Consider the following 23375-nt stretch of genomic DNA (forward strand, 5'->3'; position numbering starts at 1 on the left):
GTCGAGTTGACGGAGCTGTTTTGTGTGTGTGCGGTAGACGGTGCGCTGTTGGACGAGTGTGGCCCTGATAAGGGAAAGGCCGGTGCGCCAGCCCGGCCTTTTTCGTTTTCATTCCGACCCTTCGAACCAGTCCAGCAGCATGTCGGCCCAGCCGGGTGGAACCAGGTGACCGCCGGGGTGCAGGGCAAAATCAAGCCGCGCACCGGGCAGGCAATCTGTCCAGCTGCGGATCTGGAATTCCGCCCTGACGGCGAAACCATCTGGCGGCAAAGCGGTGCAACCGTTTGCCCTGCGCCAGATCTGCAGCGCCTCGAACACGTCACCCTGGACAAAGCCGGTCCGTATCTCGCGGCCTTCGAGGGGCACGGTCTGATCGTTCCAGCCATGGGTGTGCAGCAGGCGGACTGGCCCCTGACAGCCGTCGGGATGGGGGCGCCAGAAACTGCCGGCAACTGGCGCATAGGCTGCAAACCGTGCGGGATCGGCGCAGGCCAGATAGCTGACCATCGAGCCGCCGATCGAGAACCCCGCAAGGACCATCCGGTCGCGGGTCAGGTCGAAGCGGCGGCTGGCGTCACTTGCGACCGCCTGGATGAAGGCGGCTTCGTTTCGGGTCGCGGGGCGCTGTGGGTGGAAATCCCAGCTGCGGCCGGTCTGGCCGGGTCTTGGCTGACCATCCGGCGCGATCACGGCATAGCCACGGGCCAGCAGCGCCTCGACCATGGCGGTGTTGCGCAGCGCGCCTTCGCCTGATCCGCCGAAGCCATGCAGGAACACGACGGCGGGAAAGGGCGATGCCCCGTCCGGCAGGGCGACGTGATAGCCGCCGTCAGGCAATGCGCAGGGCAGGGGGTCTTCGCCGCAGGCGGCGCTGGCTTCCGTCGTAATCAGACCCAAGGCCGCAACAAGCGCCAGAACGGTGGTTTGGCCGGTTGGTGTTTCCTGCGGTCCCTGTGGCGTAGTCACGATGCCTTCACCCAGCGGTTCATCCAGACTTCGGCGGCGCGCCGGCCACTGCGCCACAGTTCGGCGCGTAATTCGGCGTGACGCGGTTCGCCCTTCACGGTGAAATCCAGCCGCAGGCCACCCGTGCCCGGATTGCGCTGCAGAATGGGGGAGGCGACCCTGCCGGCGCTGGTGGTCACGCGCACCTCGATACGGGCAGGATCATCGCCAAGGGCGGGGTGTGGCGCATAGTCGATGGCAAACAGCCGTCCATCCTCGAAGACGCGGGTCCCGGCAGAGGTTGCGATGACCGGGGCGACAGCCCCCTCGGCCGGTGCCTTGTCCCCCCAGTAGAGGCGGTAATCGAAGCGGTGTTCGCGCCCTGCCTGAAGGGGGTTGGCTGGTTTCCAGAAGGCCACGATATTGTCGTTGACCTCCTTGTCGGTGGGAATTTCGATCAGGACGACCGCACCCGGCCCCCAATCCCCCAGCGGTTCCACCCAAAGCGAAGGGCGACGATCATAGCGCGCCTGCAGGTCGTTGAAATCGCCAAGCGCGCGGGCGCGCTGCATCAGGCCGAAGCCAAGCGGCCCGTTGTCCAAGAATTCGCTGACTTCGACCTTTCCGGGATTGTTCAGCGGTCGCCAGAGTGTCTCGCCCGCGCCATTCATCATCAAAAGCCCGTCGCTGTCATGCACCCGCCTGCGGAAATCGTCGAAACGGGACCGGTCGATCCCGTTGAACAGGAACATCGAGGTGCCCGGCGCGATACCGACATCGGTCAGATCGACACGGGGGAACAATCGCGCGCTGACGGTCATTTCCGTGGTGGCGCCCTTCGTGATCGCAAAGGTATAGGCCCCCGCCACCGATGGGCTGTCCAGCAGGGCATGGACGGTCACCGTCGGCGCATCCGGTTCGGCCGCCTCGATCCAGAATTCGCGAAAGACGGGGAATTCCTCAAGGGTGCGGCCGGCCGTGTGCAGGGCAAGGCCGCGTGCCGAAATCCCGTAGCCATTGTCCTTGCCGATGGCGCGGAAATAGCTGGCGCCCTGAAACACGACATATTCCTGGAAACGATCCCTGGCCTGCAACTCGCCCAGCAGGCGGAACCCGGCAAAGCCGGTCCCGTCGCCGGGCAACGAGGGGAAGCGATCGGTTGTGGCGAATGCACCCAGATCAAAGCCTATCTGCTGCGATTGCCCCTGTTCGACGGCGTTGATCCTGATCTTGTGGGCAAAGAAAAGCCCCGCGACGAAGAACTCGGCCCTCACGGCGCCTTGGGTCTCGCGAAACAGGGCGCGGCGACCGTCGAACCAGATTTCGCGCAGCATGTCATAGGACAGATCGCGCCATTCCCGGCTGATCGCCGGTGGCGGCGCATAGGGCGCCGCGGCCAGCGACCGGGCCAGATCCGCGACACTGTCCGCGCTGAAGGGGATGGCCGGGCCAAGCCGCAACCCCGTTGCCGCCTCGCCGCTGCGGACACCTGCAGGCAGCAGCCCCGCCGCCGTCAGCGCCCCGATCAGGCCAAGCATCTGGCGTCGTGAGGGGTGGCTCATGGGCGCAGGCCCATGGGGGGCGGCGTGTCGGTGACAGTCGTGGCGCGGGGGCTGGCTGTCTTCCAGGGCTTTGCCTTGAAGAAGGCGGTCATGTGGGCGACGGCGATGATCACCGCGAAACCGGCAAGGTTGACGGCCATGGCCGCCAACGGGCCATGGTCCGTCAGGCTGAGGACCGCGCCAAACACACGTGCCAGCACCATCGAGGTGGCAAAGACTGCCAGAGATTGCTGGCCCACGCGCGAAATCAGGCCGATGACTGTACCGGCCCAGCCTTCGCGCTGCAGATGCGCCCCGGCAGGGCCCGCCGCAGCCCAGGCCAGATAGGCCAGGGCAAGGAAATGGACGAACCGCAGGATGCCGAAATCCGTCTTGTCGAACAGAAAGCTCCAGGTGCTGCGCCAGTCTTGGACGAATTCGGACATGCCTATGATCTTGTACCAAGCGAAAGGAATTGAAAGGATTACGATCCCCAAGGCCAGCCAGATCAGATCGCGCCGCACCGGTGGCGCGGGCAGCCAGCCGGACATCAGGGCAAAACCCGCAAAGAACACCAGTTGCCAGGCAAAGGGATTGAAGAACCATTCCCGGTCCGAGGGGCGCGAAAACCACAGCTCGGCCGGCAGGTTCAGCCCCGCGCCCGCCGCCATCCACAGCGCCACGCTGGCCAGGATCGCAAGCCGCACATCGACCCGCGCCAGTGCCATCATCACCGGAATGAGGACAAGGATGACGATGTACATCGGCAGGATGTCGAAATAGTTCGGCACATAGGTCAGGGTCATCAGGCCGATCAGGTTCGCGCCGGTGTTGTTGACGAAAGGATAAAGGTTCAGCCGCCCGACCTCATCCCTGGGAAAGACGCCCGAGGCGTTCAGCAGCAGCATCAGCAGAAGCGTGACGAAAAAGACGCCCAGATGCACCCAGTAGACCTGCCAGACGCGATGGGCGATCTGCAGTGTCCCCATGAGCCACCCGGCTCGCCGGAAGACGACGCCGAACGCCAGCGCCGAGGCCATGCCAGAGCAGAAGACGAACATTTCCGTGGCGTCGGAAAAGCCGAAGCGCGCCGGGATCCAAAGGGTCCATGGGTTTTCGGTGATGTGCGCGATCAGGATGATGAACATCCCGATGCCGCGAAAGAAATCAAGGCGCGGATCGCGCTGCTTTGGTCTTGCGGTCATGTCACACGGCCTGCGCGCGTGCCGATTCAATCAGCGACATGCGGGCGGTCGCATAGCCATCCAGCGTATCGTTGCGGCGCCGTGTCCTGTCGCGCAGCAGGTTTTCGGCGGCCTGCAGATATCCCCCGCGCAAGGCGGCCTCGATGGTGATGCGCTCGAATATGTCGCGCTGGGCATGGCTGCCGCCGATGGATTGCAGATCGGCGCGACCGGCATTCAGATGCAGCCATGCCGATGAATACTCGCCGCTGGCAAAGGCGTGCAGCCCCTTGGCGATCTGCAGGCCGGGATTGGCGATGATGCCCTGTGCCTCGTTCGTGGCGGCGTTGCCGCGGGCGTTCTGCATTCGCGCGATGAAGCCCGCCGCGGCCTGATCCCTTTCGCCGCCGCAAAGGGCCAGCATGTAGTGCAGGTCGGCAAAGGCCAGGCATCCATCGGTGGCGCGGGTCTCGGCCAGTTCCGCCAGTTCTTCCCAGCGGTCCCCGACATCCACCCCCTCCAGTTCCAGTCGCGACAGAAGCGATGCGGCATTCGAGATGTCGCGGTAATCGTCGGTCTTTTCGGCCCGGATATCGGCATCATAAAGCGCCAGGGCGATATCGTATTCGCCGAGGTCCAGATGCATCAGGGCACGGTGCCACCAGACGTGGAAGCGGAAGTTGTTGCAATGCGCCCATGACGCCTCGCGCCCGCTCAGCCAGTCAAGGCCCGCCCGTGCCCGGCCCGTCATGTCAAAGACATGGGCCACCGCATGCAGGCCCCATGCATCATCCGGCGAGAGGGCAACCCCTTCGCGGCCGGTGCGTTCGGCACGGGCATATTCCCCGGTTTCTTCCAGCGTGAAGGCGTAGCAGCCCAGCAGATAGCCCCGCGCGGGATGATCGTCCCAAGCCTCCAGCACCCCTTCGACCGAGGCGCGCATCTCGCAGGGGCGGCCCATCACGAAATGGATGGCCTGTATCATCTTCATCGTCAGGGCATCCTGCGGATGCAGGTTCAGCGAGGTCTGCAGCCGTGCAGCCGCCTTTGTGGGCAAGCCGTCCAGCCAATCGCCAAGGGCATGGACGAAAGCCGTCTCGCGCGGGGTCGCGGGCGCACCGGCCAAGGCCGCGGCATGGGCTTGCCGCGCCACGGTGACCATTTCGGATCGGCCCAGCAACAGGCAGGACATGCCCCTGACCGCCTGCCCCAGCGCAAAGTCGGGCGCCTGCGTCAGCAAGTGGTTCAGATCGGGGCCTGTGCTGGCCGCATGGGACAGGATGCCAAGGATTACCCTGTTCCAATCGCCTATCAGGTTCGCAGGAAGCGAGGTGGGCATTCCACCCAGATCGTCGGAAAGAGCCATTGCAGAACCTCTCAGCAAGCATCACATGCTATGCGGTTCGCTGGCTTTCCGGCTTCGTTACAGACCATAGGGCATCTTGTCCGCTGCCTCACGCGGACGTGACCCGGGCTGACCTGTGGATGACCTGTGCGTGAGCGAAGGCCCTAGAGTGCCCCATCATAGGCGCGGCGCGGGATGCGCGCGGCGATCAGGGTAAAGCGGTCGCGGGTCAGGGCGGCCCGTGCCTCATGGGTCAGGGTGTCGGGGTCCGTCACCTCGACGCCATGACCGCCGAAGGCGCGCGCCAGCGCGGCGAAATCCGTACTGCGGCCCGGCCCCCCGAAATCCACGCCAAGGTTGGGGCGCTGGGTGTTGCGCTGCTTGAGTTCGATCAGCGACAGGCTGTCATCGACCAGAACGCAAATCACGATGGGCAGATCGCAAGCGGTCAGCGTGGCCAATTCGCCCGCCCCCATTTCCAGCCCGGCGTCACCGACGAAGGCAAGAACGGGCGCGGCGGGATTGCCCAGCTTTGCCCCCGCCGCCAAAGGCACGGCGCAGGCCATGGTGCACAGGGCCGAGGATTGCAGCATCTGGCGCGGGGCGGCACATCCCCACATCTGGCTGACAAGGATGCGATGTGCGCCACTGTCGGCGGTGGTGATCGTCTCGGGCGGCATGATCTGCCGCAGCGTGTCGACCACCTGGTGCGGACCCCAATGCGCCGGCGTGGCAAAGGCCGCCTTGAGGGCGGATCGCGCGGCGTCGGGGGCGGTATCGGGCCAGCGGTGCGGTGCCGCGTGGCGCAGGGCAGGCAGGGTTTCGTGCAGCGTGCCGATCAGCATATGGTCCGCGTGATGCATCCTGTGGGTGCGCGGTACGGGTGCCACCTCGATCACCTTTTGTGCGCTGGTCCAGGGGTTGCGCCATCCGATCCGCATCTCGATCGGGTCATAGCCCAGCAGCAGGATGCAATCGGCCTGAGCCATCAGCGGCATCAGGATCCGGTCGGCCTTGGGCGACAGGCCCGCCCCACCCAGGCATAGCGCCTCGGCCTCATCCATCAGGCCCTTGCCCTTGTAAGTGGTGATCAGCGGGATCCCATGGTCCTGGCAGAACTGGCTGATCAGCGGGCCTGCGCCCTCGTTCACGGCATCGACGCCGGCAATCGCAATCGGGCGCGTGGCCTGCGACAGCAGGTCCAGCGCCGCCTGCAGGGCTGCTGCTGGCGGCCGTCCGGGGAAGGTCGGCAAATGCAATGGCACCGGATCCTCGGTGGCGACCGCCTCGGCCAGTCCGATCGGCACATCGACATGCACCGGCCCCGGCTGACCCGATGTCGCAAGGGCAATGGCCTTGGCGATCCCCACGCCCACCGCGCCCGGTGCAAGGCGAAAGCTGCCCTTGACGATCGGGCGCAGCATCGCCTGATGATCGAAGACCTGGTGCGTATATGTCTCGGCCTCGGCGGCATCGACGCAGCCGGTCAGGAAAATCAGCGGTACGCGGTCCTGCATGGCATTGGCCACGACATTGACCGCATTGGCGACGCCGGGTCCAAGGGTTGCCACCAGCACGGGCAGCGCGCCGGTCATGTGCCACAGCCCTTCCGCCATGAACCCGCCGCCATTCTCGTGCTTGACCAGGACAAATTGCAGACCTGCCGCATCAAGCCCCTCGATCAGGGCCAGAACCTCGCCGCCTGGAATGCCGAAGGCATGGGTCGCCCCTGCGGTTGCCAGAGCCTGACCCACGATATCCGCACCGGTTTTCGCGCTTGCCACGTTCATTGATCCAGTTTTCCTTCGATGATGCCGGCCTCGGCCAGCGCCTGCAGATCTTCGGCCCCGAGCCCCAGATGCCGGCGCAGCACGGCGGCGGTATCCGCGCCAAGCATCGGGGGCGCCCTGTCATAAGTGACCGGAGTCCCCGACATCTTCAATGGGTTCCCGATCAGATCGACATGCCCCGCCCCCGCAATCGGATGCGCCAGGCGCAGGCGCATGCCCCGCGCCGCGACCTGGGGGCTGTCAAAGACCTGTTGCAGGTCGTTGACCGGACCCGCCGGAACGGTATTTGCCTTGCAGATGTCCAGCCATTCGGCGGCCGGGCGGCCTGCGGTCAGTGCGGCCAGCAACCCGATCAGCACCTCGCGGTTGCGCACACGCTCCGCGTTGGTGGCAAAGCGCGAATCGGTGGCCAGCCCCGGTGCGCCTGCGGCCGTCACGAAACGCGCGAATTGCGCATCATTGCCGACCGCCAGAATGAAACTGCCATCGCTGGCCGGGAAGGTGCCATAGGGCACGATTGTCGGATGATCGTTGCCGCGCCGGGGCGGCACCTGCCCATCGGTCAGATAGGCGACGCCTTGATTGACCAGCATGGCCACCTGCGCATCCATCAGCGCGATGTCGATATGCTGGCCTCTCCCCGTGGCATGGCGTGCGGTGATGGCGGCCAGGATACCGACGGTCGCATACATGCCGCACATCAGGTCCGCGATGCCGACACCGGCCTTCATCGGCGGGCCATCCGCCGCGCCGGTCAGGCTCATCAACCCGGCTTCGCCCTGTACCAGGAAATCATAGCCTGCGCGCCGGGCATTCGGGCCGGTCTGCCCGAAGCCGGTGATCGAGCAATAGACAAGGCGCGGGTTCAGCGCGCGCAAGGTCGGATAATCCAGCCCGTAGCGCGCCAGGTCGCCGGGTTTGAAATTCTCGACAAGGATATCGGCCTCGGCGACCAGGGACCGCACGATGGCCTGCCCCTCGGGGTCGGCGATGTTCACCGCGACCGACTGCTTGCCGCGATTGGCCGACAGGAAATAGGCGCTTTCGCGGGTATCGCCCCCTGCCTCATCCGTCACGAAGGGGGGACCCCATCCGCGTGTGTCGTCGCCATGGCCGGGGCGTTCGATCTTGATCACCTCGGCCCCGAGGTCGGCCAGAAGCTGCGTCGCCGTGGGCCCCGCAAGAATGCGCGACAGGTCGATGACACGCAGACCCGACAGGGCCTGCGTGCCAGTATCTTGCCGATCAGATGGAACCGTCACGTCCGCTCCGCGCTCAATTGGTGACCGGCGCGGTGGAGGTGTAGTTCGGGATCACGTCGGTCGAGGCGGCCTTGGCTTCAAGTGTGGTCCAGTTCGCCTCGGACGTGGTGAGATTGCCGGGAATGTCCGCTTCCCAGAACCCGACCACGTTTTTCGTGATGTTCAGGTAAAGCTTGCCATCAACGATCCGCCAGAGTGTGGGATTGCCCGGCACCTTGCCGCCCTTGGCCACCCCATAGGCGCAATGGCCGTCATACTGCGGTGCGAAGGTCGCGGGATCCGCAAGAAAGCGGTCGCGATTGGCCTCGGATGCAAAGGCAAAGGTCGCCCCGTTGTAATCCGCGGTGATCGTGGACTTGCCCGCCAGCGGCGATGGCTGGGCTGTGCCCACGGCGGATTGCGGCAGATCGAAATACGACACGACGTCAAAGCCGGAAACGGCAAACCCGGTCTTGTCGACATATTGCTCGCCCGCCTGAGCGGCCCCCATCATTCCAAGCGTGAAGGCGAAGGCGAGTGCGGTCTTCCTGAACATGAGAACTGTTTCCTTGTATGTTTGTGTGGCAGTGTGCCTGTCCGTTCGTTCAGGGCGGCTGACTGTTTCATGCCGCGTCGCGGCCTCGCGGGGACGTGATGCGCATGTGCGATCGCGTGATCTCAGCCGGGGGGCAGTTGCCGTGCGATGGCCCGACACAGGGCCTTGCGCTGCAGGGCAAGAAACCGTCGCGCGGCGGTTTCCGTCGGATGAAACGGGTCCTTCACCTGTCCTGATGATTTGCGCCGGAAATTCGCGGGGTTGCCCATGTTCTCGCGGATGGTTTCAGGTGTCAGGCCTCGCACAAAGCTGCAATGGCTGCCCGATGCGGAAAAGGCCTGTTCGATGTTGTCCTGTGCGCGCTGGCGCAGGCGGACGACCTTTTCCCCATAGGGCGGGGCCGAGGTCATGAAGACACAGGGCTGATCGGACGGCACATCCGCCATCAAGGCTGCAACATCCTGGCTGGCCGCCATCGTGCTGCCGGCCCAACGGTCGGCGGCATTGCCCATCATGAAGAATATCAAAAGCCGGGGGCTGTAATATCCATCCGCAAGCACGGCGTTCAGGGGGGATCGGTCCGGGCGGCAGAACTGGAACTGCGACCCTCTGCCGATCTGGACATAGGGGTTTTCCCCTTGTGACAGGGTGCCATAGGCCCCGGCATTGACCTTCCATGTCGGATCCACGTCACAGATTGCGCTTTTGGCGCGCTTGGTGCGGCCCGTCCAGCTGGTGATCGCGCTTGACCTCACGCCGATCACGCCGGTGGTGGCATCGGGGGGCAGCCCGCAACTGCCTGCCATGTCGGACAGCAGCGCCACAAAGGCCTTGCCCGCGCCGAATGTCAGTTGCGAGTCGCCAAGGATCAGCACATCGGGCGCGCCGGGCGCCTCGGCGCGGGCGGAATGCAGGCCGACCGAGGCCGCAAGGCAACCGGCCAGTAGCAGGATCGAAAGGCGCATGGGGTGATCTGTCCCGGTTCAGGTCTGTACCGGATGAGGTGGGTGGCTCCTGCTCCACCGGCATCGAATGTGCCAAAGTGCAGTTATCATCAACTGCTAGGACAGGAGCCACCCAATGACAGTTAAGACAGTCGGCCTAGATTTGGCCAAGGATGTTTTTCAAGTTCACGGTATTTCAGAAAGTGGGCGCGTGATCTTCAACAAGGCAATCAAGCGTGCGAAGCTTTTGGCGTTCTTTGAGACGCTGCCACCTTGTACGGTCGGAATGGAGGCCTGTGGATCAGCCCATCACTGGGGTCGCACGTTGCGCAAGTTTGGTCATGACGTCAGGCTAATGCCAGCAAACTATGTGAAGCCTTATGTCAAACGTGGAAAGACAGATGCAGTAGACGCGGAGGCTATTTGCGAAGCTGTCAGGCGCCCGACCATGCGTTTCGTTGAGATCAAAACTGAGGATCAGCAGGCTGTTTTATCGATCCATCGTACCCGCGACTTGGCTGTCCGGCAGCGCACCCAGTTGGCAAATATGATCCGTAGTCTCTTACGCGAGTTCGGACACATTCTGCCCATTGGGATCGAAGCAGTTACGGCTTTTGCAAAGCGCCACTTGGACGGTGATCATCCTGACATGCCGGAGATCGCGAACGGGATGCTGGGCATACAGTGCTACCAATTCATCGGCCTGAACGAACGTATCTCTGGCTATTCAAAGATGATCGAACAGCATGCCCTGCTAAATGCTGATGCGCGCAGATTGATGCGCATGCCAGGAATTGGGCCAATAACGGCATCGGCCATTGTCGCGACGATCGGGGACGCAAAACAATTCCGCACCGGGCGCGATCTAGCGGCTTGGCTGGGGCTGACTCCGCTCAACAAATCCAGTGGCGGCAAAGAGCGATTGGGCAAGATCACAAAGGCTGGCGACCGCTACATTCGCAAGCTGCTGGTCGTGGGCATGACGTCTCGCGCCGTGATGGCGAAACGTTCGCCAGAGAAGGTTGATCTGTGGACAGCCAAGATCATTGCCGACAAACCATTCCGGCTGGCAACAGTCGCGATGGCAAACAAGGCAGCGCGTTCCATCTGGGCGATGCTCACCAAGAAACAGGAATATCGGCAGCCAGCGTTCTAACCGCGCTGACTGTCTACGAGATGCAAGACGTTGAAGTGATGATGCGGAATTAAGTCAACCAAGAGCAAGGACACTCCGGGAATGGCTGCGGCCCTCTTCAGAGGCCGATAACCCGATTGGAACCTCGCTCGCGGAATTCATCAGGGCCAGTGGAGGCAATGCCAAAACACAAACAGGCCGGACAGACGACAGTACTGACGAAAATGAACGCAAACATCGACAGAAAACGCTTGCAATGCAGGAGCCACCCACAGATGTCCATTCGGGCGGCGCGCCGGGCATGTTACACTGCGCGGTCCGGTCGCGCCCGCGTCATCATGCGCGATGCCGACGCAGCTTCAGACCCGCCCGGGTGGTCCGGGGCGGGTCTGAAGCCTGCAGGTTTCATGCAGGTTTCATGCAGGGCCTTGGTCGCAGAGGCGATCAGCGACGGGGGAAGGACTTGCCTGTATCCCGGTCCGACGACGTGGTGTTGAAGCTGTAGGCGACGACCTTGCCATTGGTTGCGATGGCCTGTTCGCGGGGCAGCAGGATACGGCTTGCATCGACCAGGCTTGCCGCGCCGCTTTGCACTGCGGTGCTGGATGCGCCGTAGACGCCTTTGTCACGCTCGAACACGACGATGTCGCTGGGGGTGGCGCGGCTGGACAGGGTGCTGTCATTCACATCGGCATAGGCAGAAGTGCCCAGAACGACGGCGGCAAGGGCGGTGAGGATCGAGGTTTTCATGATGTGGTTCCTTTCGAGGGTTTGGGTTGCGATCTGTTTTCCGATCTGTCCTCAACCTACCTCTCGATCAGCGCACATCCAAAACACCGTTGCTCAAGAGAATGTGCAAAATCCTTGGGTGTTCGTGACGTAACGAATCTTCGCCGTTTAATTAATATAGTAAAAGCAATAGTTTGCTGTCTTTCTTGGCCTAGGGCGCGCCGAAATGTTTCATGCGGATGGCGGGGGCGTGTGCTTCCTGTCAGGGGATGCGTGATCGGTTTTTATGGCCCGGAACAGCGGTTTTTGCGCCCTTCTGCATGAGGTATGTGCAAATTTGCACCTAAAGTGGCATGGACCGTTCATCCATGCGCCCCGCCTTCCGGCGTCGCGCCATGGCACCTCGTTGATGCGGGTCTGTTTCGGGGGGCGCAACGCGATTCCGGCGCCTGTGGCTGTCCGGTTTTGGCCAGCCCCTGTGCAGGCATCGGATGTGCAGATCACGTGGTCTGTCTTGAGTGATGCGGCGCGCCGGTAAGGCAGTTGAACCGCTGGTTCAGCGGGTGGCCCGCGTGCTGTCGCCCGTCAGTTCATCGAACACGCGTGACACGTCCCGCAGCTTTACCGCGCCCGAGTTCGAACAGGCGTGAAGCATCGACAGGAACTCGTGCTTCATGCTGTGCTGCGGGCGCTTCGGTTCCTGCGCGGGCTGGCTGGCTGCTGTGTGCTGTTCCGTCTCGGCGTAATGCGACGCGGCTTGCGGCCTGTTCCGGGCGTCCATGGGAAAGTTCTGCACCGCCCGTTGGTAAGCGTTCGCTCTTTGCGCTTCGGTCACGATCATCTTGGCGTCCATGGCAGCATCCTTCGCGGGATTGTAAGGGCGCCGGTCCCCCCAGACCGGACCTAATTGGTACACAGTTTTGCCTCAATCGACCAAGCGAAGCCGCAATCTGGCCGCAATTTGCACTGCTCCATGGGCCAAATCGTGTGCAATTCATGCGAATCTCGGATGATTGGCGTGTCTGCGGAAACATTAGCGACCGGATCAGGCCGACCTGACGATTCGGACCCGGGCAGGTGATCGGGGTTGCCGCGACCGTGCCGGCCAGCCGTTGACGGCCCCGGCGGCGCGGCTATGGTTCAGCTGAACACAAGCGAGGGGACATCCATGACGCGCCATGAAACACCTGCAGCCGAGCCCATCGACGCGGCCAGCCTTGACCGGTTGGCGGAGTTGGCCGTCAAGGTCGGGTTGAACCTTCAGCCGGGTCAGGATCTTGTGATGACCGCCCCGATCGAGGCGCTGCCGTTGGTGCGGCGGATCGCCGAACATGCCTACAAGGCTGGTGCGGGGCTTGTGACGCCGCTGTTTTCCGACCCCGAGGTGGCGCTGGCGCGCTATCGCCACGCTCAGGACGACAGTTTCGACCGCGCCGCCGGATGGCTTTATGACGGGATGGGGCAGGCCTTTGACGCCAATGCCGCAAGGTTGGCGATTGTCGGCGACGATCCGATGCTGCTGGCGGCAGAAGACCCCGACAAGGTGGGGCGCGCCAACAAGGCCAATTCCATCGCCTACACGCCCGCGCGCGAAAGGATCACGAATTTCGCGATCAACTGGAACATCGTGGCGTGGCCGGGTCGGGCTTGGGCGCAGCTGATGTTCCCGGATCTGACCGCCGAGGCTGCTGTCGGCAAGCTGGCGCAGGCGATCTTTGCCGCCTCCCGCGTGGATCAGGGCGACCCGGTCGCGGCTTGGGCCGCGCATAACGCGCGGTTGCGCGAACGGTCCGACTGGTTGAACGGGCAGGCGTTCCACGCCTTGCATTTCACGGGGCCGGGCACCGATCTGACCGTGGGGCTTGCGGATGGGCATGAATGGATGGGGGGCGCGTCGGTTGCGCGCAACGGGATCGTCTGCAATCCCAACATCCCCACCGAAGAGGTGTTCACGACCCCCCATGCCCTGCGGGTCGAGGGGCATGTGTCTTCGACCAAGCCGCTGTCGCATCAAGGCAGCCTGATCGACGGTATCCGCGTGACCTTCGAGGGCGGGCGCATCACCGAGGCGCATGCTACGAAGGGCCAAGAGGTGCTGCGCAAGGTGCTGGACACCGATGAAGGCGCGCGCCGCCTGGGCGAGGTGGCACTGGTCCCGCATGGATCGCCCATCTCGCAGTCGGGCCTGTTGTTCTACAACACCCTTTTCGACGAGAATGCGGCCTGCCATATCGCGCTGGGCCAGTGCTATTCCAAATGCTTCAAGGGCGGTGAAAACCTGACATCGGCGCAGGTTGCGGCGCAGGGCGGCAATAGCAGCGCGATCCATATCGACTGGATGATCGGGTCCGATCAGATCGACATCGACGGCGTGCATGCCGACGGTCGCCGCGTGCCGGTCTTCCGCAAGGGGGAATGGGCCTGAACTCGCCCTTTGGTTGACGTGGCGACAGCCGGAATTGGTGTTTCCGCAAAACCGGTTGCACGTGACGCGGCCACGCCATTATCTTTCGCGCACCACCCGCATTGCGGGCACGAAAACCATCCAAACGACCGGGGGGCCAGTTTATCGGACCCATCCGGCATTTTAACGGGAGTTGATCCATGATGTCCAAACTTCACACCGGCGCCTTCGCGCGCACCGGGCGCGCCATGCTGATGGCAGGTGCCGCCCTGGCCCTGACCATGACCGGCGCAAATGCCGAAACGCTGCGCTGGGCGCGCGTGGCCGATGCGCTGACGCTTGATCCGCATTCGCAGAACGAGGGGCCGACCTCGACGCTGCTGCACCATATCTATGAAACGCTGGTCAGCCGCGCCACCGATGGCTCGCTCCAGCCGCGCCTGGCGACCGAGTGGATGATCAGCGCCGAAGATCCGACCGTCTGGGTGTTCAAGCTGCGCGAAGGCGTCAAGTTCCATGACGGCGCCGATTTCACGGCCGAAGACGTCGTCTTCTCGCTGGATCGTGCGCGCGCCGAAAGCTCGGGTTTCAAGGCGCTGCATTCGGCTGTCGAAAGCGTGTCGATGGTCGACGATTACACCGTGCATGTGAAGATGGCTGGGCCGTCGCCGCTCTATGTGCAGAACCTGACCAACACGTTCATCATGGACAAGGGCTGGGCCGAGGCCAATGACGTCGTCCTGCCGCAGAACTTCGCGGCTGGCGAGGAAAACTTCGCCGTGCGTAACACCAACGGTACCGGCCCCTACACGCTGGTGTCCCGCGACCCCGAAGTGCGTACCGTGATGGCCGCGTTCGCGGATCATTGGGATACGGCCCCCGCCGTGACCGAGATCATCTATACCCCGATCGCCGAAGCCGCGACCCGTGTCGCAGCCCTTCTGTCGGGCGAGGTGGACGTGGTGCAGGATGTGCCCGTGCAGGATATCGCGCGCCTTCAGCAGACCGATGGCATCAAGATCGCAACCGGCCCCGAGAACCGGAACATCTTCTTCTCCTATGACATGACGTCGGACAAGCTGATCTCGGCAAATGTGGACGACAACCCGTTCAAGAAGCCCGAAGTGCGCGAAGCCCTGTCGCTGGTGATCGACCGTGACGCGATCCAGCAGGTCGTGATGCGCGGCCAGTCGCAGCCTTCGGCCGCCCCCCTGCCGCCCTTCGTGAACGGCTGGACCGCCGAGATGAACGCCTATGGCAAGCCCGATTACGAGCGCGCCGCAGCACTGGTGGCCGAGGCGGGTTATCCCGACGGTTTCTCGGTCGATCTGCATTGCCCGAACGATCGCTACCTGAACGACGAAGCGATCTGCCAGGCGATGGTCGGCATGCTGGGCCGCGCCAAGATCAACGCCAACCTGGTGTCGCAGTCCCGCAGCCTGCATTTCCCACTGATCGAGAAGTGGGAAACCGATTTCTACCTGCTGGGCTGGGGCGTTCCGACCTTTGACAGCGCCTATATCTTCAACTTCCTGGTGCACACCCGCGAAGGCAGCTTCGGCAGCTTCAACGGTTCGCGCTATTCCAACCCGGAACTGGATGCGAAGATCGAACAGCTGTCGACGATGACCGATCTTGAGGCACGCGATGCGCTGATCGCGGAAATCTGGGACAAGGTCATGGAGGACCGTGTCTTCCTGAACGTGCATAACCAGATGCTGGCCTATGCGATGAAGGACAACATCAACCTGGACGTTCACCCGGAAAACCAGCCCAAGATGACCACGGTCACCTTCGGAAACTGATCCGTCTTGATCCTTGCGCCCGTGCAGTCTATCGCTGCGCGGGCGTTTTGTTTTAGACAGCAAGGCTGACCTAATTTTCAGACGGAGAGTGGACACATCATGCTGGCCTATATCATCCGACGTATCCTGCAATCGGTGCTCGTGATGCTGGTGGTTGCACTGGTGTCATTCGCGCTGTTCCGCTTCGTGGGCGATCCGATCAACTCGATGGTCGGGCAGGAAGCCACCATTGCCGACCGCGAGGCGCTGCGCGAGCAGCTGGGCCTCAACGATCCGTTCCTGACGCAATTCGCTACCTTCATCGGGCGCGCGGTGCAGGGCGATTTCGGCATTTCCTACCGGCTGCAACAGCCGGTGATGGAATTGATCCTGTCGCGCCTTCCCGCCACGCTGGAACTGGCGCTGGTGTCCGGTGTGCTGGCCTTCGTCTTCGGTGTGGGCTTTGGCGTCTACACGGCGCTGCGCCGCAATGGCTGGCTGTCCAACACGATCATGACGGTGTCCCTGATCGGGGTGTCGCTGCCGACCTTCCTGATCGGGGTGCTCCTGATCTGGGTCTTCGCGGTCGAATTGCAGTGGCTGCCCAGTTTCGGGCGCGGCGATACCGTGCAGATCGGCAGTTGGACAACCGGGCTTCTGACGCCATCGGGCCGCGCGTCGCTGGTGCTGCCGGCGATCACGCTGGGCCTTTACCAGATGACGCTGATCATGCGCCTTGTCCGCGCCGAGATGCTGGAGGTGCTGCGCACCGACTATATCAAGTTTGCCCGCGCCCGCGGCCTGAGCAATCGCGCCGTGCATTTCGGCCATGCCCTCAAGAACACGATGGTGCCGGTGATCACGATCACGGGTCTTCAGCTTGGCTCGATCATCGCCTTCGCCATCATCACCGAAACCGTGTTCCAGTGGCCGGGGGTGGGCGCGCTGTTCATCAATTCGGTGCGCTTTGTCGATGTGCCGGTGATGGCCGCCTACCTGATGCTGATTGCGCTGGTCTTCGTGATCATCAACCTGATCGTCGATCTGCTGTATTACGTCGTGGACCCGCGCCTGCGCGTGGACCGCGCCGCGACCCGCCATTAAGGAGAGGCCGCCATGAACCGCCTTGCACGCATGTGGGACAGCGACATCGCATGGTCCTTTCGTCATTCGCCCGTGGCCATCGTCGCCACGGTGGTCGCACTGATCATCATCATGGGGGCGGTTCTGGCCCCGTGGATCGCGCCGTTCAACCCGTTCGATTCCGCCTCGCTGAACCTGATGGACGGCTTCACCCCGCCGGGTGTGCCGAACCAGTTCACCGGCAACACCTATCTGATGGGTACGGACAACCAGGGTCGCGACATCTTTTCCACCATCCTTTACGGCGCGCGCATCTCGCTTTTCGTGGGCTTTGCCGCCGTGGTCTTTTCCATGGTGCTGGGGATCGGGCTGGGCCTGCTGGCGGGCTGGCGCGGGGGCTGGGTGGACAGCCTGCTGATGCGGATCGCCGATGTGCAGCTGTCCTTCCCGTCGATCCTGATCGCGCTGCTGATCTTTGGCGTGGCGCGCGGATTCATCCCGCCCACCATGCGCGAAGAGGTTGCGATCTGGGTCCTGATCGTGTCCATCGGCCTGTCCGACTGGGTGCAATATGCCCGCGTGGTGCGCGGTGCCGCGATGGTCGAGAAGTCCAAGGAATATGTGCAGGCCGCCCGCGTGATCGGCGTGCATCCCACGCGCATCGTGCTGCGGCATATTCTGCCCAACGTGATGGGCCCGGTGCTGGTGATCGCGACGATCGGCCTTGCGCTGGCCATCATCGCCGAGGCGACGCTGTCCTTTCTGGGCGTCGGTGTCCCGCCGACGCAACCCAGCCTTGGCACGCTGATCCGCATCGGACAGCAATACCTGTTCTCGGGGGAGTGGTGGATCATCCTCTTCCCCTCCATCGCGCTGCTGCTGCTGGCGCTGTCGGTCAACCTGTTGGGCGACTGGCTGCGTGACGCGCTGAACCCAAGGCTGAGGTAAGACCATGACCGACGCTCTGTTGTCCGTCCGCAACCTGCGGGTCGAATTTCCCACCCGTCGCGGCATCCTGACCGCGATCGACGACGTGTCCTTCGACATCATGCCCGGCGAGGTCCTGGGCGTGGTTGGCGAATCCGGGGCCGGCAAATCGCTGACCGGGGCCGCCATCATCGGCCTGCTGGAACCGCCGGGGCGGATCGCGTCCGGTGAGATCCTGCTGAAAGGCCAGCGGATCGACAATCTGGACGCCGAATCCATGCGCCGCATCCGGGGCAAGCGGATCGGGATGGTGTTTCAGGACCCGCTGACCAGCCTCAACCCGCTTTACACGGTGGCGCAGCAGCTGATCGAGACGATCCGCACCCATGCCGACATTTCCGAGGCCGATGCGCGCATCCGCGCCGTGGCCCTGCTGGACCGCGTGGGTATCCCCGCCGCCGCGCGCCGGATCGACGATTACCCGCATCACTTTTCAGGCGGGATGCGGCAGCGCGTGGTGATCGCGCTGGCGCTTTGCGCTGAACCCGAACTGGTCATCGCGGATGAGCCGACCACCGCGCTGGACGTGTCGGTGCAAAGCCAGATCATCGACCTGATCAAGGAAATCTGCGCCGAACGCGGGGCCGCGGTGATGCTGATCACCCACGATATGGGCGTGATCGCGGAAACCGCCGACCGTGTGGCAGTGCTCTATGCCGGGCGTCTGGCCGAGATCGGCCCGGTGCGCGAGGTGATCACGGCGGCAGAGCATCCCTATACCGCCGGTCTGATGGGATCGATCCCCACGCTGACGCAGGACAATGCGCGGCTGGTGCAGATCCCCGGTGCGATGCCGCGCCTGAACGCGATCCCGCAGGGCTGCGCCTTCAACCCGCGCTGCGAGCGTGCCTTCGACCGCTGCTTCAGGGATCGTCCCGATCCGATCGACCGTGGCGACGGGCGCAAGGTGGCCTGCTGGCTTTACGATGCGGCGGGCGTCGCTGCGAAGGAGAAGGCCGATGTCTGACGCGCTGCTGAAGATCGCGCACCTGACGCGCTATTTCGACGTGTCCAAACCCTGGCTGAACCGGGTGCTGGAACGCGAGGAAAAGCAGTTCCTGACCGCCGTGGCCGATGTCAGCTTCGAGATCAGGCGCGGCGAGACTTTCGCGCTGGTGGGCGAAAGCGGCTCGGGCAAATCGACCATCGCCAAGATGGTCGTGGGATTGCTGGGCGCGTCCGAAGGTCTGATCGAATTCGACGGCCACCGCATGACCGGCACCGCCGGGGCCGAGATGCGCGACCTGCGCCGCCGGTTCCAGATGATCTTTCAGGATCCTTTCGCCAGCCTGAACCCGCGCTGGCGGGTGGGCGACATCATCGCCGAACCGATCCACACTTTCGGTCTGCTCAAAGGGGCGGATGTGACCAAACGCGTGGGCGAGCTGCTGGATACCGTGGGCCTGTCATCCAAGGATGCCGAGAAGTTTCCGCATGAATTTTCGGGCGGGCAGCGTCAGCGGATCGCGATTGCGCGGGCGCTGTCCTCCAAGCCCGAATTCATCGTGTGTGACGAGCCGACATCCGCGCTGGATGTGTCGGTGCAGGCGCAGATCCTGAACCTGATGAAGGATCTGCAGGACGAGATGGGCCTGACCTATCTCTTCATCAGCCATGACCTGTCGGTGGTGCGCCACATGGCAAACCGGATCGGTGTGCTTTACCTGGGTCGTCTGGTCGAGGTGGCGGATGGCAAGCGCCTCTTCACCGATCCGCAGCACCCCTATACGCGGATGTTGCTGGATGCGGTGCCGGATCTGGCGCTGTCGGGCCGCCGCCGCAAACCGGTCGAGGGTGAGATCCCCAACCCGATCAACCCGCCGCCCGGCTGCGCCTTTCATCCGCGTTGCCCGCTGGCAATGCCGCGCTGCAAGGTTGACGCGCCCGTGCCGGTGCAGACCGCGACGGGCCATGCCGCCTGCTTCGCGCTGGAGAAACAAACCGCCTGAGATGCGGCGCGGTCGGTGGATTGGATATTTGAGGCAAGAAGAAGCAGCCGACCCCGCTTGCCTGTGCGAACGGGCGATGTCCTCAGGTCAGGGTACCGGGCGCTTTTCGGCAATCGTCTGCGCCTGCTGCATCAGTGCCGCCAGCACGGGGGTATGCGGCTCTCGGTAGGGGGCAATAAGACCCACGGCATGATGCGCGTCCGGCGCGGTCAGGGGCAGCGCGACAAGATCGCCCCCGGTCAGAAAGATCTCGGCGGCTTTCAGGGGCAGAACCGTGGCCCAGCCCCCTGCAAGCACATGGCTGATCAGGACGATGACGGATGACGCCTCGACCCTGGGCTGCGCGTTCACCCCGGCCTCGGCCATGTGCAGGTTGATGATGCGACGGTTCTGCATGTCGGGTGTCAGAAGGCAGAGCGGCAGATCGCCCAGATCCGCCCATTGCAATCCGGCCCGGTCGGCCAGCGGATCATCGGCGCGCAGGACCACGCAGTAACGCTCGTCATAAAGCGGGACGGTGGACACGCGCCCCAACGGTTCGTTGTCGAGGTAGCTGATGCCCGCGTCGATCTGCAGGTTCTCCAGCAGCGCCAGGATCTCGATCGAGGTACTCGAGCGGACAGTGAAGCGCACGTTGGGATGGCGCAGGCTGAACTGCGTTGTCAGGTCAGAGACCATCGTCAACGCCGTGGGGATCACCGCCAGGCGCAGGTTGCCCGAAAGGCCCTGTTTCGCGGTACGCATCTCCTCTCGCATGGTGCGCGCGTCGCCCACGATCTGGCGCGCCCATTCCAGTACGCGCTGGCCTTCGGGTGTCAGCCCCTGGAAGCGCGAGCCGCGCCAGACCAGCATGACGCCCAGCTGATCCTCCAGTTGCTTGATCGCTGCCGACAGGCTGGGTTGCGTCACGCCGCAGGCTTCGGCCGCGCGGCCGAAATGCTGCTCGCGCGCCAGTGCGATGAACATCTCCAGTTTCTCGATCATGGCCCGACTATTGCGGCAAAGCCCGCCCGGCGAAAGGGTTTTCCCGCCCGCAGTTTCTTCTTGCCCCAAATATCCCCGCGCGGAGCGCATCCCGGTCCGCCACCTTGTGCCCCGGCGCTATTGTCGTCCCTGCACGGGTGGAAGCGGGCGGCGTTTCTGCATCCTTTCGCGAATGAAGACAAACAGCCCCGATCCCAGGATCAGCGCGCTGCCCACCCAGACGACGGGGGCCGGGACTTCGCCCCAGATCACCCAGCCCCAGAAGATCGCAAGCGGAAGGCCGACATATTCGAAGGGGGCCACGACCGCCGCATCGGCCAGCCGATAGGCCTGGGCGAGCGAGAATCCGATGATCGCCGAATTCAGCCCCAGGCCCAGGAACAGCCAGCGGTCGTTCCCTTCCGGCCAGACCCAGGCGCGCAGCAGAAACTGCACCGAACCGTTGTCAACCCCTTCGGCAAAGCGTCCGTCACCCGCCACGGCATAGAAAAGCAGCGACACCACGATGAAGATGCCCTGGATATAAACCGCCATCGCCGAGGCCCGGGTGGTCGCGCCCAGCCGCCGTGTCATGATCTGGTTCAGCGCATAGGTCAGGGCCGACAGAACGGGCAGGAACAGGATGAAGCGCGACACCTCGGTGCTGCTTTCCCATGGCCGCATCATCAGGACCACTCCGCCGAAGCCGACCGTGACCGCGGCCATGCGCAGCGGGCCCACCTTTTCGCCCAGCAGGGGGATCGACAGCAGGGTGATCATCAACGGCGCCACGAAGAAAAGCGCCGTCGCCTCGGCCAGCGGAATCACGGCCAGGGCCGCGAAATACGTCAGGTTCGAGATGACGACCAGCATGCCCCGCATCAGGTGCAGCCCCGGCGTGCGCGTGCGCAGGATGCCGAAGCCCCCTTCCATCTGCACCAGCATCAGGCTGAAAATGATTCCGATGGCCGACCGGATGAAGACCATCTGATGCAGCGGATAGCCGCCCGACAACTGCTTGATCAAGACATCGTTGATCGAGATCGCGGCCATGCCCGCAAGCACGAAGATGATACCGGCAGCGGTGTTCTGCGGGACAGTGACAAGGGGCGTGCGCATGAGGATACCTTTGCAATCACGACATGCCTATCCCTGCCACGGGCAACGGGCCAGCTTCTTTTTGCAGGCGCGCCTCACCGCTTGGCGCAGCCGTGGCGCTGGGGTAGTCTGGCGCGAAGACCATGCCGGCATTCGGCGCAGGAAGGACAAGACACCCATGCAGATGAACGACCAACGCGACATCAAGGCCCCCCGCTCAGACGTCTGGGCGGCATTGCTCAGCGCGGAAGTGCTGAAGGATTGCGTGCCCGGCGCACAAGAGGTGACGGGCAGCCCCGAAGAGGGTTTCGAGGCGACCGTGGTGCAGAAGGTCGGACCGGTCAAGGCGACGTTCAAGGGACAGGTCATTCTGTCCGACATGGTCGAGGGCGAAAGCCTGACCCTGTCCGGCGAAGGCAAGGGCGGTGCCGCGGGCTTTGCCAAGGGCGAGGCCAAGGTCCGGCTTGAAGACATCGACGAAGGCACCCGGCTGATCTACGAGGTCGAGGCCAAGGTCGGGGGCAAGCTGGCGCAACTGGGCAGCCGCCTGATTGACGGTTTCGCCAAGAAGATGGCCGACCAGTTCTTCGAGAATTTCCAGACCGTTGTCGAAGGTCCGGCCGAGGACGCGGCCCCGGGCGAGGTTGCCGAAGGTGAAGACGCCGCGCCCAAAAAGAAAGGCTGGCTCAGCCGCTTGAAGGGCTGAAACCGGCCATCCCTGCGGATCTGGTGGTGCGGGGCGAAATAATACGCCCCGGCGATCGGTTGTTTGGCGGGCGTGCCTTGTTTGTCAGGGGGCCACATTCTACATGCAGCCCATGAGACGATTTATCCCCTTCCTGAAGGCCGACCCCGTCGTGTCGGTCGTGCGGCTGGCCGGCAGCATCGGTGCCGGGCCGCGCAGCCCCTTGAGCGACGAGGCCATCGGCCCCGTGCTGGAGCGCGCGTTCCGGCGCGGCAAGCCCAAGGCCGTGGCGCTTGTGATCAATTCGCCCGGCGGCTCGCCCGTGCAATCGGCGCTGATCGCCGCCCGGATCCGGCGGCTTTCGGCAGAGCGCAAAGTGCCGGTTCATGCCTTCGTCGAGGACGTGGCCGCCTCTGGCGGGTATTGGCTGGCGGCGGCGGCGGATGACATCTGGGCCGATACGGGCTCGATCGTGGGCTCGATCGGGGTGATCTCGGCCGGTTTCGGCGCGCATGTGGCGCTGGCGCGGCAGGGCGTGGAGCGGCGCGTCTACACCTCGGCCGAGTCCAAGAGCATGCTGGACCCCTTCCTGCCCGAAAAGCCCGAGGATGTGGCGCGCCTGAAGGAACTGCTTGGTGGTCTTCATGACAGTTTCGTGGCCTATGTCCGGTCGCGACGCGGTGCAAAACTGGCGGATGACCCCGATCTTTTCACCGGCCGCTTCTGGCTGGGGGCGCAGGCCGAGGGGTTGGGGCTGATCGACGGGATCGGGCATCTCGAACCCAAGCTCAAGGAGCTTTACGGCGACAAGACGCGCTTTGCCCGCTACGGACGGCGGCGCGGCCTGTTTCAGCGCTTTGGCGCGACGCTGGCGCAGGACGCCCTTGCCGGACTAGAGGAGCGGGCGGCCTTTGCCCGTTTCGGTCTTTGACGTGATCCTGAAAACCGTCGTTCTCTTTCTTGTGGGCATGGGTGTTCTGGCCATGTTCGGGAAATACAAGTTTCCCGGACA

Annotated in this window: 21 protein-coding genes; 9 read left to right on the forward strand and 12 right to left on the reverse strand. The window is 63.8% G+C overall.

What is annotated here, in order from left to right:
- Positions 1-108 precede the first annotated feature (108 nt).
- From ACMUJL_RS14455 to ACMUJL_RS14490, 8 genes are all read right to left on the reverse strand, one after another.
- Entirely contained in the window at positions 109-966 is an 858-nt protein-coding gene (locus ACMUJL_RS14455) for an alpha/beta hydrolase family esterase (protein ID WP_375573256.1), read from the reverse strand.
- The gene (locus ACMUJL_RS14460; protein WP_375573254.1) at positions 963-2507 is read right to left on the reverse strand and encodes a glucan biosynthesis protein; all 1545 of its coding nucleotides are present in this window, start codon (positions 2505-2507) and stop codon (positions 963-965) included. Before ACMUJL_RS14460 ends, ACMUJL_RS14455 begins: the two co-directional genes overlap by 4 nt.
- Complete coding sequence (locus tag ACMUJL_RS14465; protein WP_068286259.1) at positions 2504-3691, reverse strand: OpgC family protein; 1188 nt, start codon at positions 3689-3691, stop codon at positions 2504-2506. Before ACMUJL_RS14465 ends, ACMUJL_RS14460 begins: the two co-directional genes overlap by 4 nt.
- Before the next feature lies 1 nt (position 3692).
- The gene (locus tag ACMUJL_RS14470) at positions 3693-5036 is read right to left on the reverse strand and encodes a tetratricopeptide repeat protein (protein WP_416914322.1); all 1344 of its coding nucleotides are present in this window, start codon (positions 5034-5036) and stop codon (positions 3693-3695) included.
- 143 nt (positions 5037-5179) lie between these two features.
- Entirely contained in the window at positions 5180-6805 is a 1626-nt protein-coding gene (locus tag ACMUJL_RS14475; RefSeq protein WP_375573249.1) for a thiamine pyrophosphate-binding protein, read from the reverse strand.
- Complete coding sequence (locus ACMUJL_RS14480) at positions 6802-8067, reverse strand: CaiB/BaiF CoA transferase family protein (RefSeq protein ID WP_375573247.1); 1266 nt, start codon at positions 8065-8067, stop codon at positions 6802-6804. Before ACMUJL_RS14480 ends, ACMUJL_RS14475 begins: the two co-directional genes overlap by 4 nt.
- A gap of 13 nt (positions 8068-8080) precedes the next feature.
- Entirely contained in the window at positions 8081-8602 is a 522-nt protein-coding gene (locus ACMUJL_RS14485) for a YHS domain-containing (seleno)protein (protein ID WP_068286250.1), read from the reverse strand.
- Between the two features lie 122 nt (positions 8603-8724).
- Complete coding sequence (locus ACMUJL_RS14490; RefSeq protein ID WP_375573245.1) at positions 8725-9567, reverse strand: SGNH/GDSL hydrolase family protein; 843 nt, start codon at positions 9565-9567, stop codon at positions 8725-8727.
- Between the two features lie 115 nt (positions 9568-9682).
- On the opposite strand from ACMUJL_RS14490, the gene ACMUJL_RS14495 reads away from it, so the two are divergent.
- Positions 9683-10702 carry an IS110 family transposase gene (locus ACMUJL_RS14495; RefSeq protein ID WP_375573243.1) on the forward strand — a complete coding sequence of 340 codons (1020 nt, stop codon included), beginning with the start codon at positions 9683-9685 and terminating at the stop codon, positions 10700-10702.
- A gap of 423 nt (positions 10703-11125) precedes the next feature.
- On the opposite strand, the gene ACMUJL_RS14500 is transcribed toward ACMUJL_RS14495, so the two are convergent.
- Entirely contained in the window at positions 11126-11431 is a 306-nt protein-coding gene (locus ACMUJL_RS14500; protein ID WP_375573241.1) for a hypothetical protein, read from the reverse strand.
- Positions 11432-11966: 535 nt separating this feature from the next.
- Positions 11967-12263 (reverse strand): hypothetical protein, encoded by a 297-nt coding sequence (locus ACMUJL_RS14505; RefSeq protein ID WP_068286242.1) that lies wholly within the window; start codon positions 12261-12263, stop codon positions 11967-11969.
- Positions 12264-12578: 315 nt separating this feature from the next.
- On the opposite strand from ACMUJL_RS14505, the gene ACMUJL_RS14510 reads away from it, so the two are divergent.
- The 6 genes from ACMUJL_RS14510 (at position 12579) to ACMUJL_RS14535 (ending at position 19617) form a co-directional block, all read left to right on the forward strand.
- Positions 12579-13835, forward strand: a complete 1257-nt coding sequence (locus tag ACMUJL_RS14510) for an aminopeptidase (protein WP_068286239.1) — start codon at positions 12579-12581, stop codon at positions 13833-13835.
- Positions 13836-14017: 182 nt separating this feature from the next.
- Positions 14018-15619, forward strand: a complete 1602-nt coding sequence (locus tag ACMUJL_RS14515) for an ABC transporter substrate-binding protein (RefSeq protein WP_375573889.1) — start codon at positions 14018-14020, stop codon at positions 15617-15619.
- A gap of 99 nt (positions 15620-15718) precedes the next feature.
- The gene (locus ACMUJL_RS14520; RefSeq protein WP_068286238.1) at positions 15719-16702 is read left to right on the forward strand and encodes an ABC transporter permease; all 984 of its coding nucleotides are present in this window, start codon (positions 15719-15721) and stop codon (positions 16700-16702) included.
- A gap of 12 nt (positions 16703-16714) precedes the next feature.
- The gene (locus ACMUJL_RS14525) at positions 16715-17629 is read left to right on the forward strand and encodes an ABC transporter permease (protein ID WP_375573237.1); all 915 of its coding nucleotides are present in this window, start codon (positions 16715-16717) and stop codon (positions 17627-17629) included.
- Positions 17630-17633: 4 nt separating this feature from the next.
- Positions 17634-18635, forward strand: a complete 1002-nt coding sequence (locus ACMUJL_RS14530) for an ABC transporter ATP-binding protein (protein ID WP_375573235.1) — start codon at positions 17634-17636, stop codon at positions 18633-18635.
- Positions 18628-19617, forward strand: coding sequence for an ABC transporter ATP-binding protein (locus ACMUJL_RS14535; RefSeq protein ID WP_068286226.1), 990 nt, complete (start codon positions 18628-18630; stop codon positions 19615-19617). The genes ACMUJL_RS14530 and ACMUJL_RS14535 overlap by 8 nt, the downstream gene beginning before the upstream one ends.
- 87 nt (positions 19618-19704) lie before the next feature.
- Here ACMUJL_RS14535 and ACMUJL_RS14540 read toward each other — a convergent pair whose 3' ends face one another.
- Positions 19705-20601, reverse strand: a complete 897-nt coding sequence (locus ACMUJL_RS14540; RefSeq protein ID WP_068286373.1) for a LysR family transcriptional regulator — start codon at positions 20599-20601, stop codon at positions 19705-19707.
- A gap of 117 nt (positions 20602-20718) precedes the next feature.
- Positions 20719-21699 (reverse strand): DMT family transporter, encoded by a 981-nt coding sequence (locus ACMUJL_RS14545; RefSeq protein ID WP_068286224.1) that lies wholly within the window; start codon positions 21697-21699, stop codon positions 20719-20721.
- A 157-nt stretch (positions 21700-21856) separates the two neighbouring features.
- On the opposite strand from ACMUJL_RS14545, the gene ACMUJL_RS14550 reads away from it, so the two are divergent.
- Both ACMUJL_RS14550 and ACMUJL_RS14555 read left to right on the forward strand, forming a co-directional pair.
- On the forward strand, positions 21857-22384 hold the full coding sequence (locus tag ACMUJL_RS14550) for a CoxG family protein (RefSeq protein WP_068286221.1): 528 nt from the start codon (positions 21857-21859) through the stop codon (positions 22382-22384).
- A gap of 112 nt (positions 22385-22496) precedes the next feature.
- Positions 22497-23294, forward strand: coding sequence for a S49 family peptidase (locus ACMUJL_RS14555; RefSeq protein ID WP_068286370.1), 798 nt, complete (start codon positions 22497-22499; stop codon positions 23292-23294).
- Positions 23295-23375: the final 81 nt, after the last annotated feature.

Source organism: Seohaeicola sp. (assembly GCF_048006315.1).
In the GTDB taxonomy this organism is placed as follows: domain Bacteria; phylum Pseudomonadota; class Alphaproteobacteria; order Rhodobacterales; family Rhodobacteraceae; genus Seohaeicola.

What these genes read in the sequence shown, in the direction of transcription:
- ACMUJL_RS14460 (WP_375573254.1), bottom strand. Translation starts at nt 2,507, where the DNA reads ATGAGCCACCCCTCACGACGCCAGATGCTTGGCCTGATCGGGGCGCTG.
- ACMUJL_RS14465 (WP_068286259.1), bottom strand. Translation starts at nt 3,691, where the DNA reads ATGACCGCAAGACCAAAGCAGCGCGATCCGCGCCTTGATTTCTTTCGC.
- ACMUJL_RS14470 (WP_416914322.1), bottom strand. Translation starts at nt 5,036, where the DNA reads ATGGCTCTTTCCGACGATCTGGGTGGAATGCCCACCTCGCTTCCTGCG.
- ACMUJL_RS14475 (WP_375573249.1), bottom strand. Translation starts at nt 6,805, where the DNA reads ATGAACGTGGCAAGCGCGAAAACCGGTGCGGATATCGTGGGTCAGGCT.
- ACMUJL_RS14485 (WP_068286250.1), bottom strand. Translation starts at nt 8,602, where the DNA reads ATGTTCAGGAAGACCGCACTCGCCTTCGCCTTCACGCTTGGAATGATG.
- ACMUJL_RS14490 (WP_375573245.1), bottom strand. Translation starts at nt 9,567, where the DNA reads ATGCGCCTTTCGATCCTGCTACTGGCCGGTTGCCTTGCGGCCTCGGTC.
- ACMUJL_RS14495 (WP_375573243.1), top strand. Translation starts at nt 9,683, where the DNA reads ATGACAGTTAAGACAGTCGGCCTAGATTTGGCCAAGGATGTTTTTCAA.
- ACMUJL_RS14500 (WP_375573241.1), bottom strand. Translation starts at nt 11,431, where the DNA reads ATGAAAACCTCGATCCTCACCGCCCTTGCCGCCGTCGTTCTGGGCACT.
- ACMUJL_RS14505 (WP_068286242.1), bottom strand. Translation starts at nt 12,263, where the DNA reads ATGGACGCCAAGATGATCGTGACCGAAGCGCAAAGAGCGAACGCTTAC.
- ACMUJL_RS14510 (WP_068286239.1), top strand. Translation starts at nt 12,579, where the DNA reads ATGACGCGCCATGAAACACCTGCAGCCGAGCCCATCGACGCGGCCAGC.
- ACMUJL_RS14515 (WP_375573889.1), top strand. Translation starts at nt 14,018, where the DNA reads ATGTCCAAACTTCACACCGGCGCCTTCGCGCGCACCGGGCGCGCCATG.
- ACMUJL_RS14520 (WP_068286238.1), top strand. Translation starts at nt 15,719, where the DNA reads ATGCTGGCCTATATCATCCGACGTATCCTGCAATCGGTGCTCGTGATG.
- ACMUJL_RS14525 (WP_375573237.1), top strand. Translation starts at nt 16,715, where the DNA reads ATGAACCGCCTTGCACGCATGTGGGACAGCGACATCGCATGGTCCTTT.
- ACMUJL_RS14530 (WP_375573235.1), top strand. Translation starts at nt 17,634, where the DNA reads ATGACCGACGCTCTGTTGTCCGTCCGCAACCTGCGGGTCGAATTTCCC.
- ACMUJL_RS14535 (WP_068286226.1), top strand. Translation starts at nt 18,628, where the DNA reads ATGTCTGACGCGCTGCTGAAGATCGCGCACCTGACGCGCTATTTCGAC.
- ACMUJL_RS14540 (WP_068286373.1), bottom strand. Translation starts at nt 20,601, where the DNA reads ATGATCGAGAAACTGGAGATGTTCATCGCACTGGCGCGCGAGCAGCAT.
- ACMUJL_RS14545 (WP_068286224.1), bottom strand. Translation starts at nt 21,699, where the DNA reads ATGCGCACGCCCCTTGTCACTGTCCCGCAGAACACCGCTGCCGGTATC.
- ACMUJL_RS14550 (WP_068286221.1), top strand. Translation starts at nt 21,857, where the DNA reads ATGCAGATGAACGACCAACGCGACATCAAGGCCCCCCGCTCAGACGTC.
- ACMUJL_RS14555 (WP_068286370.1), top strand. Translation starts at nt 22,497, where the DNA reads ATGAGACGATTTATCCCCTTCCTGAAGGCCGACCCCGTCGTGTCGGTC.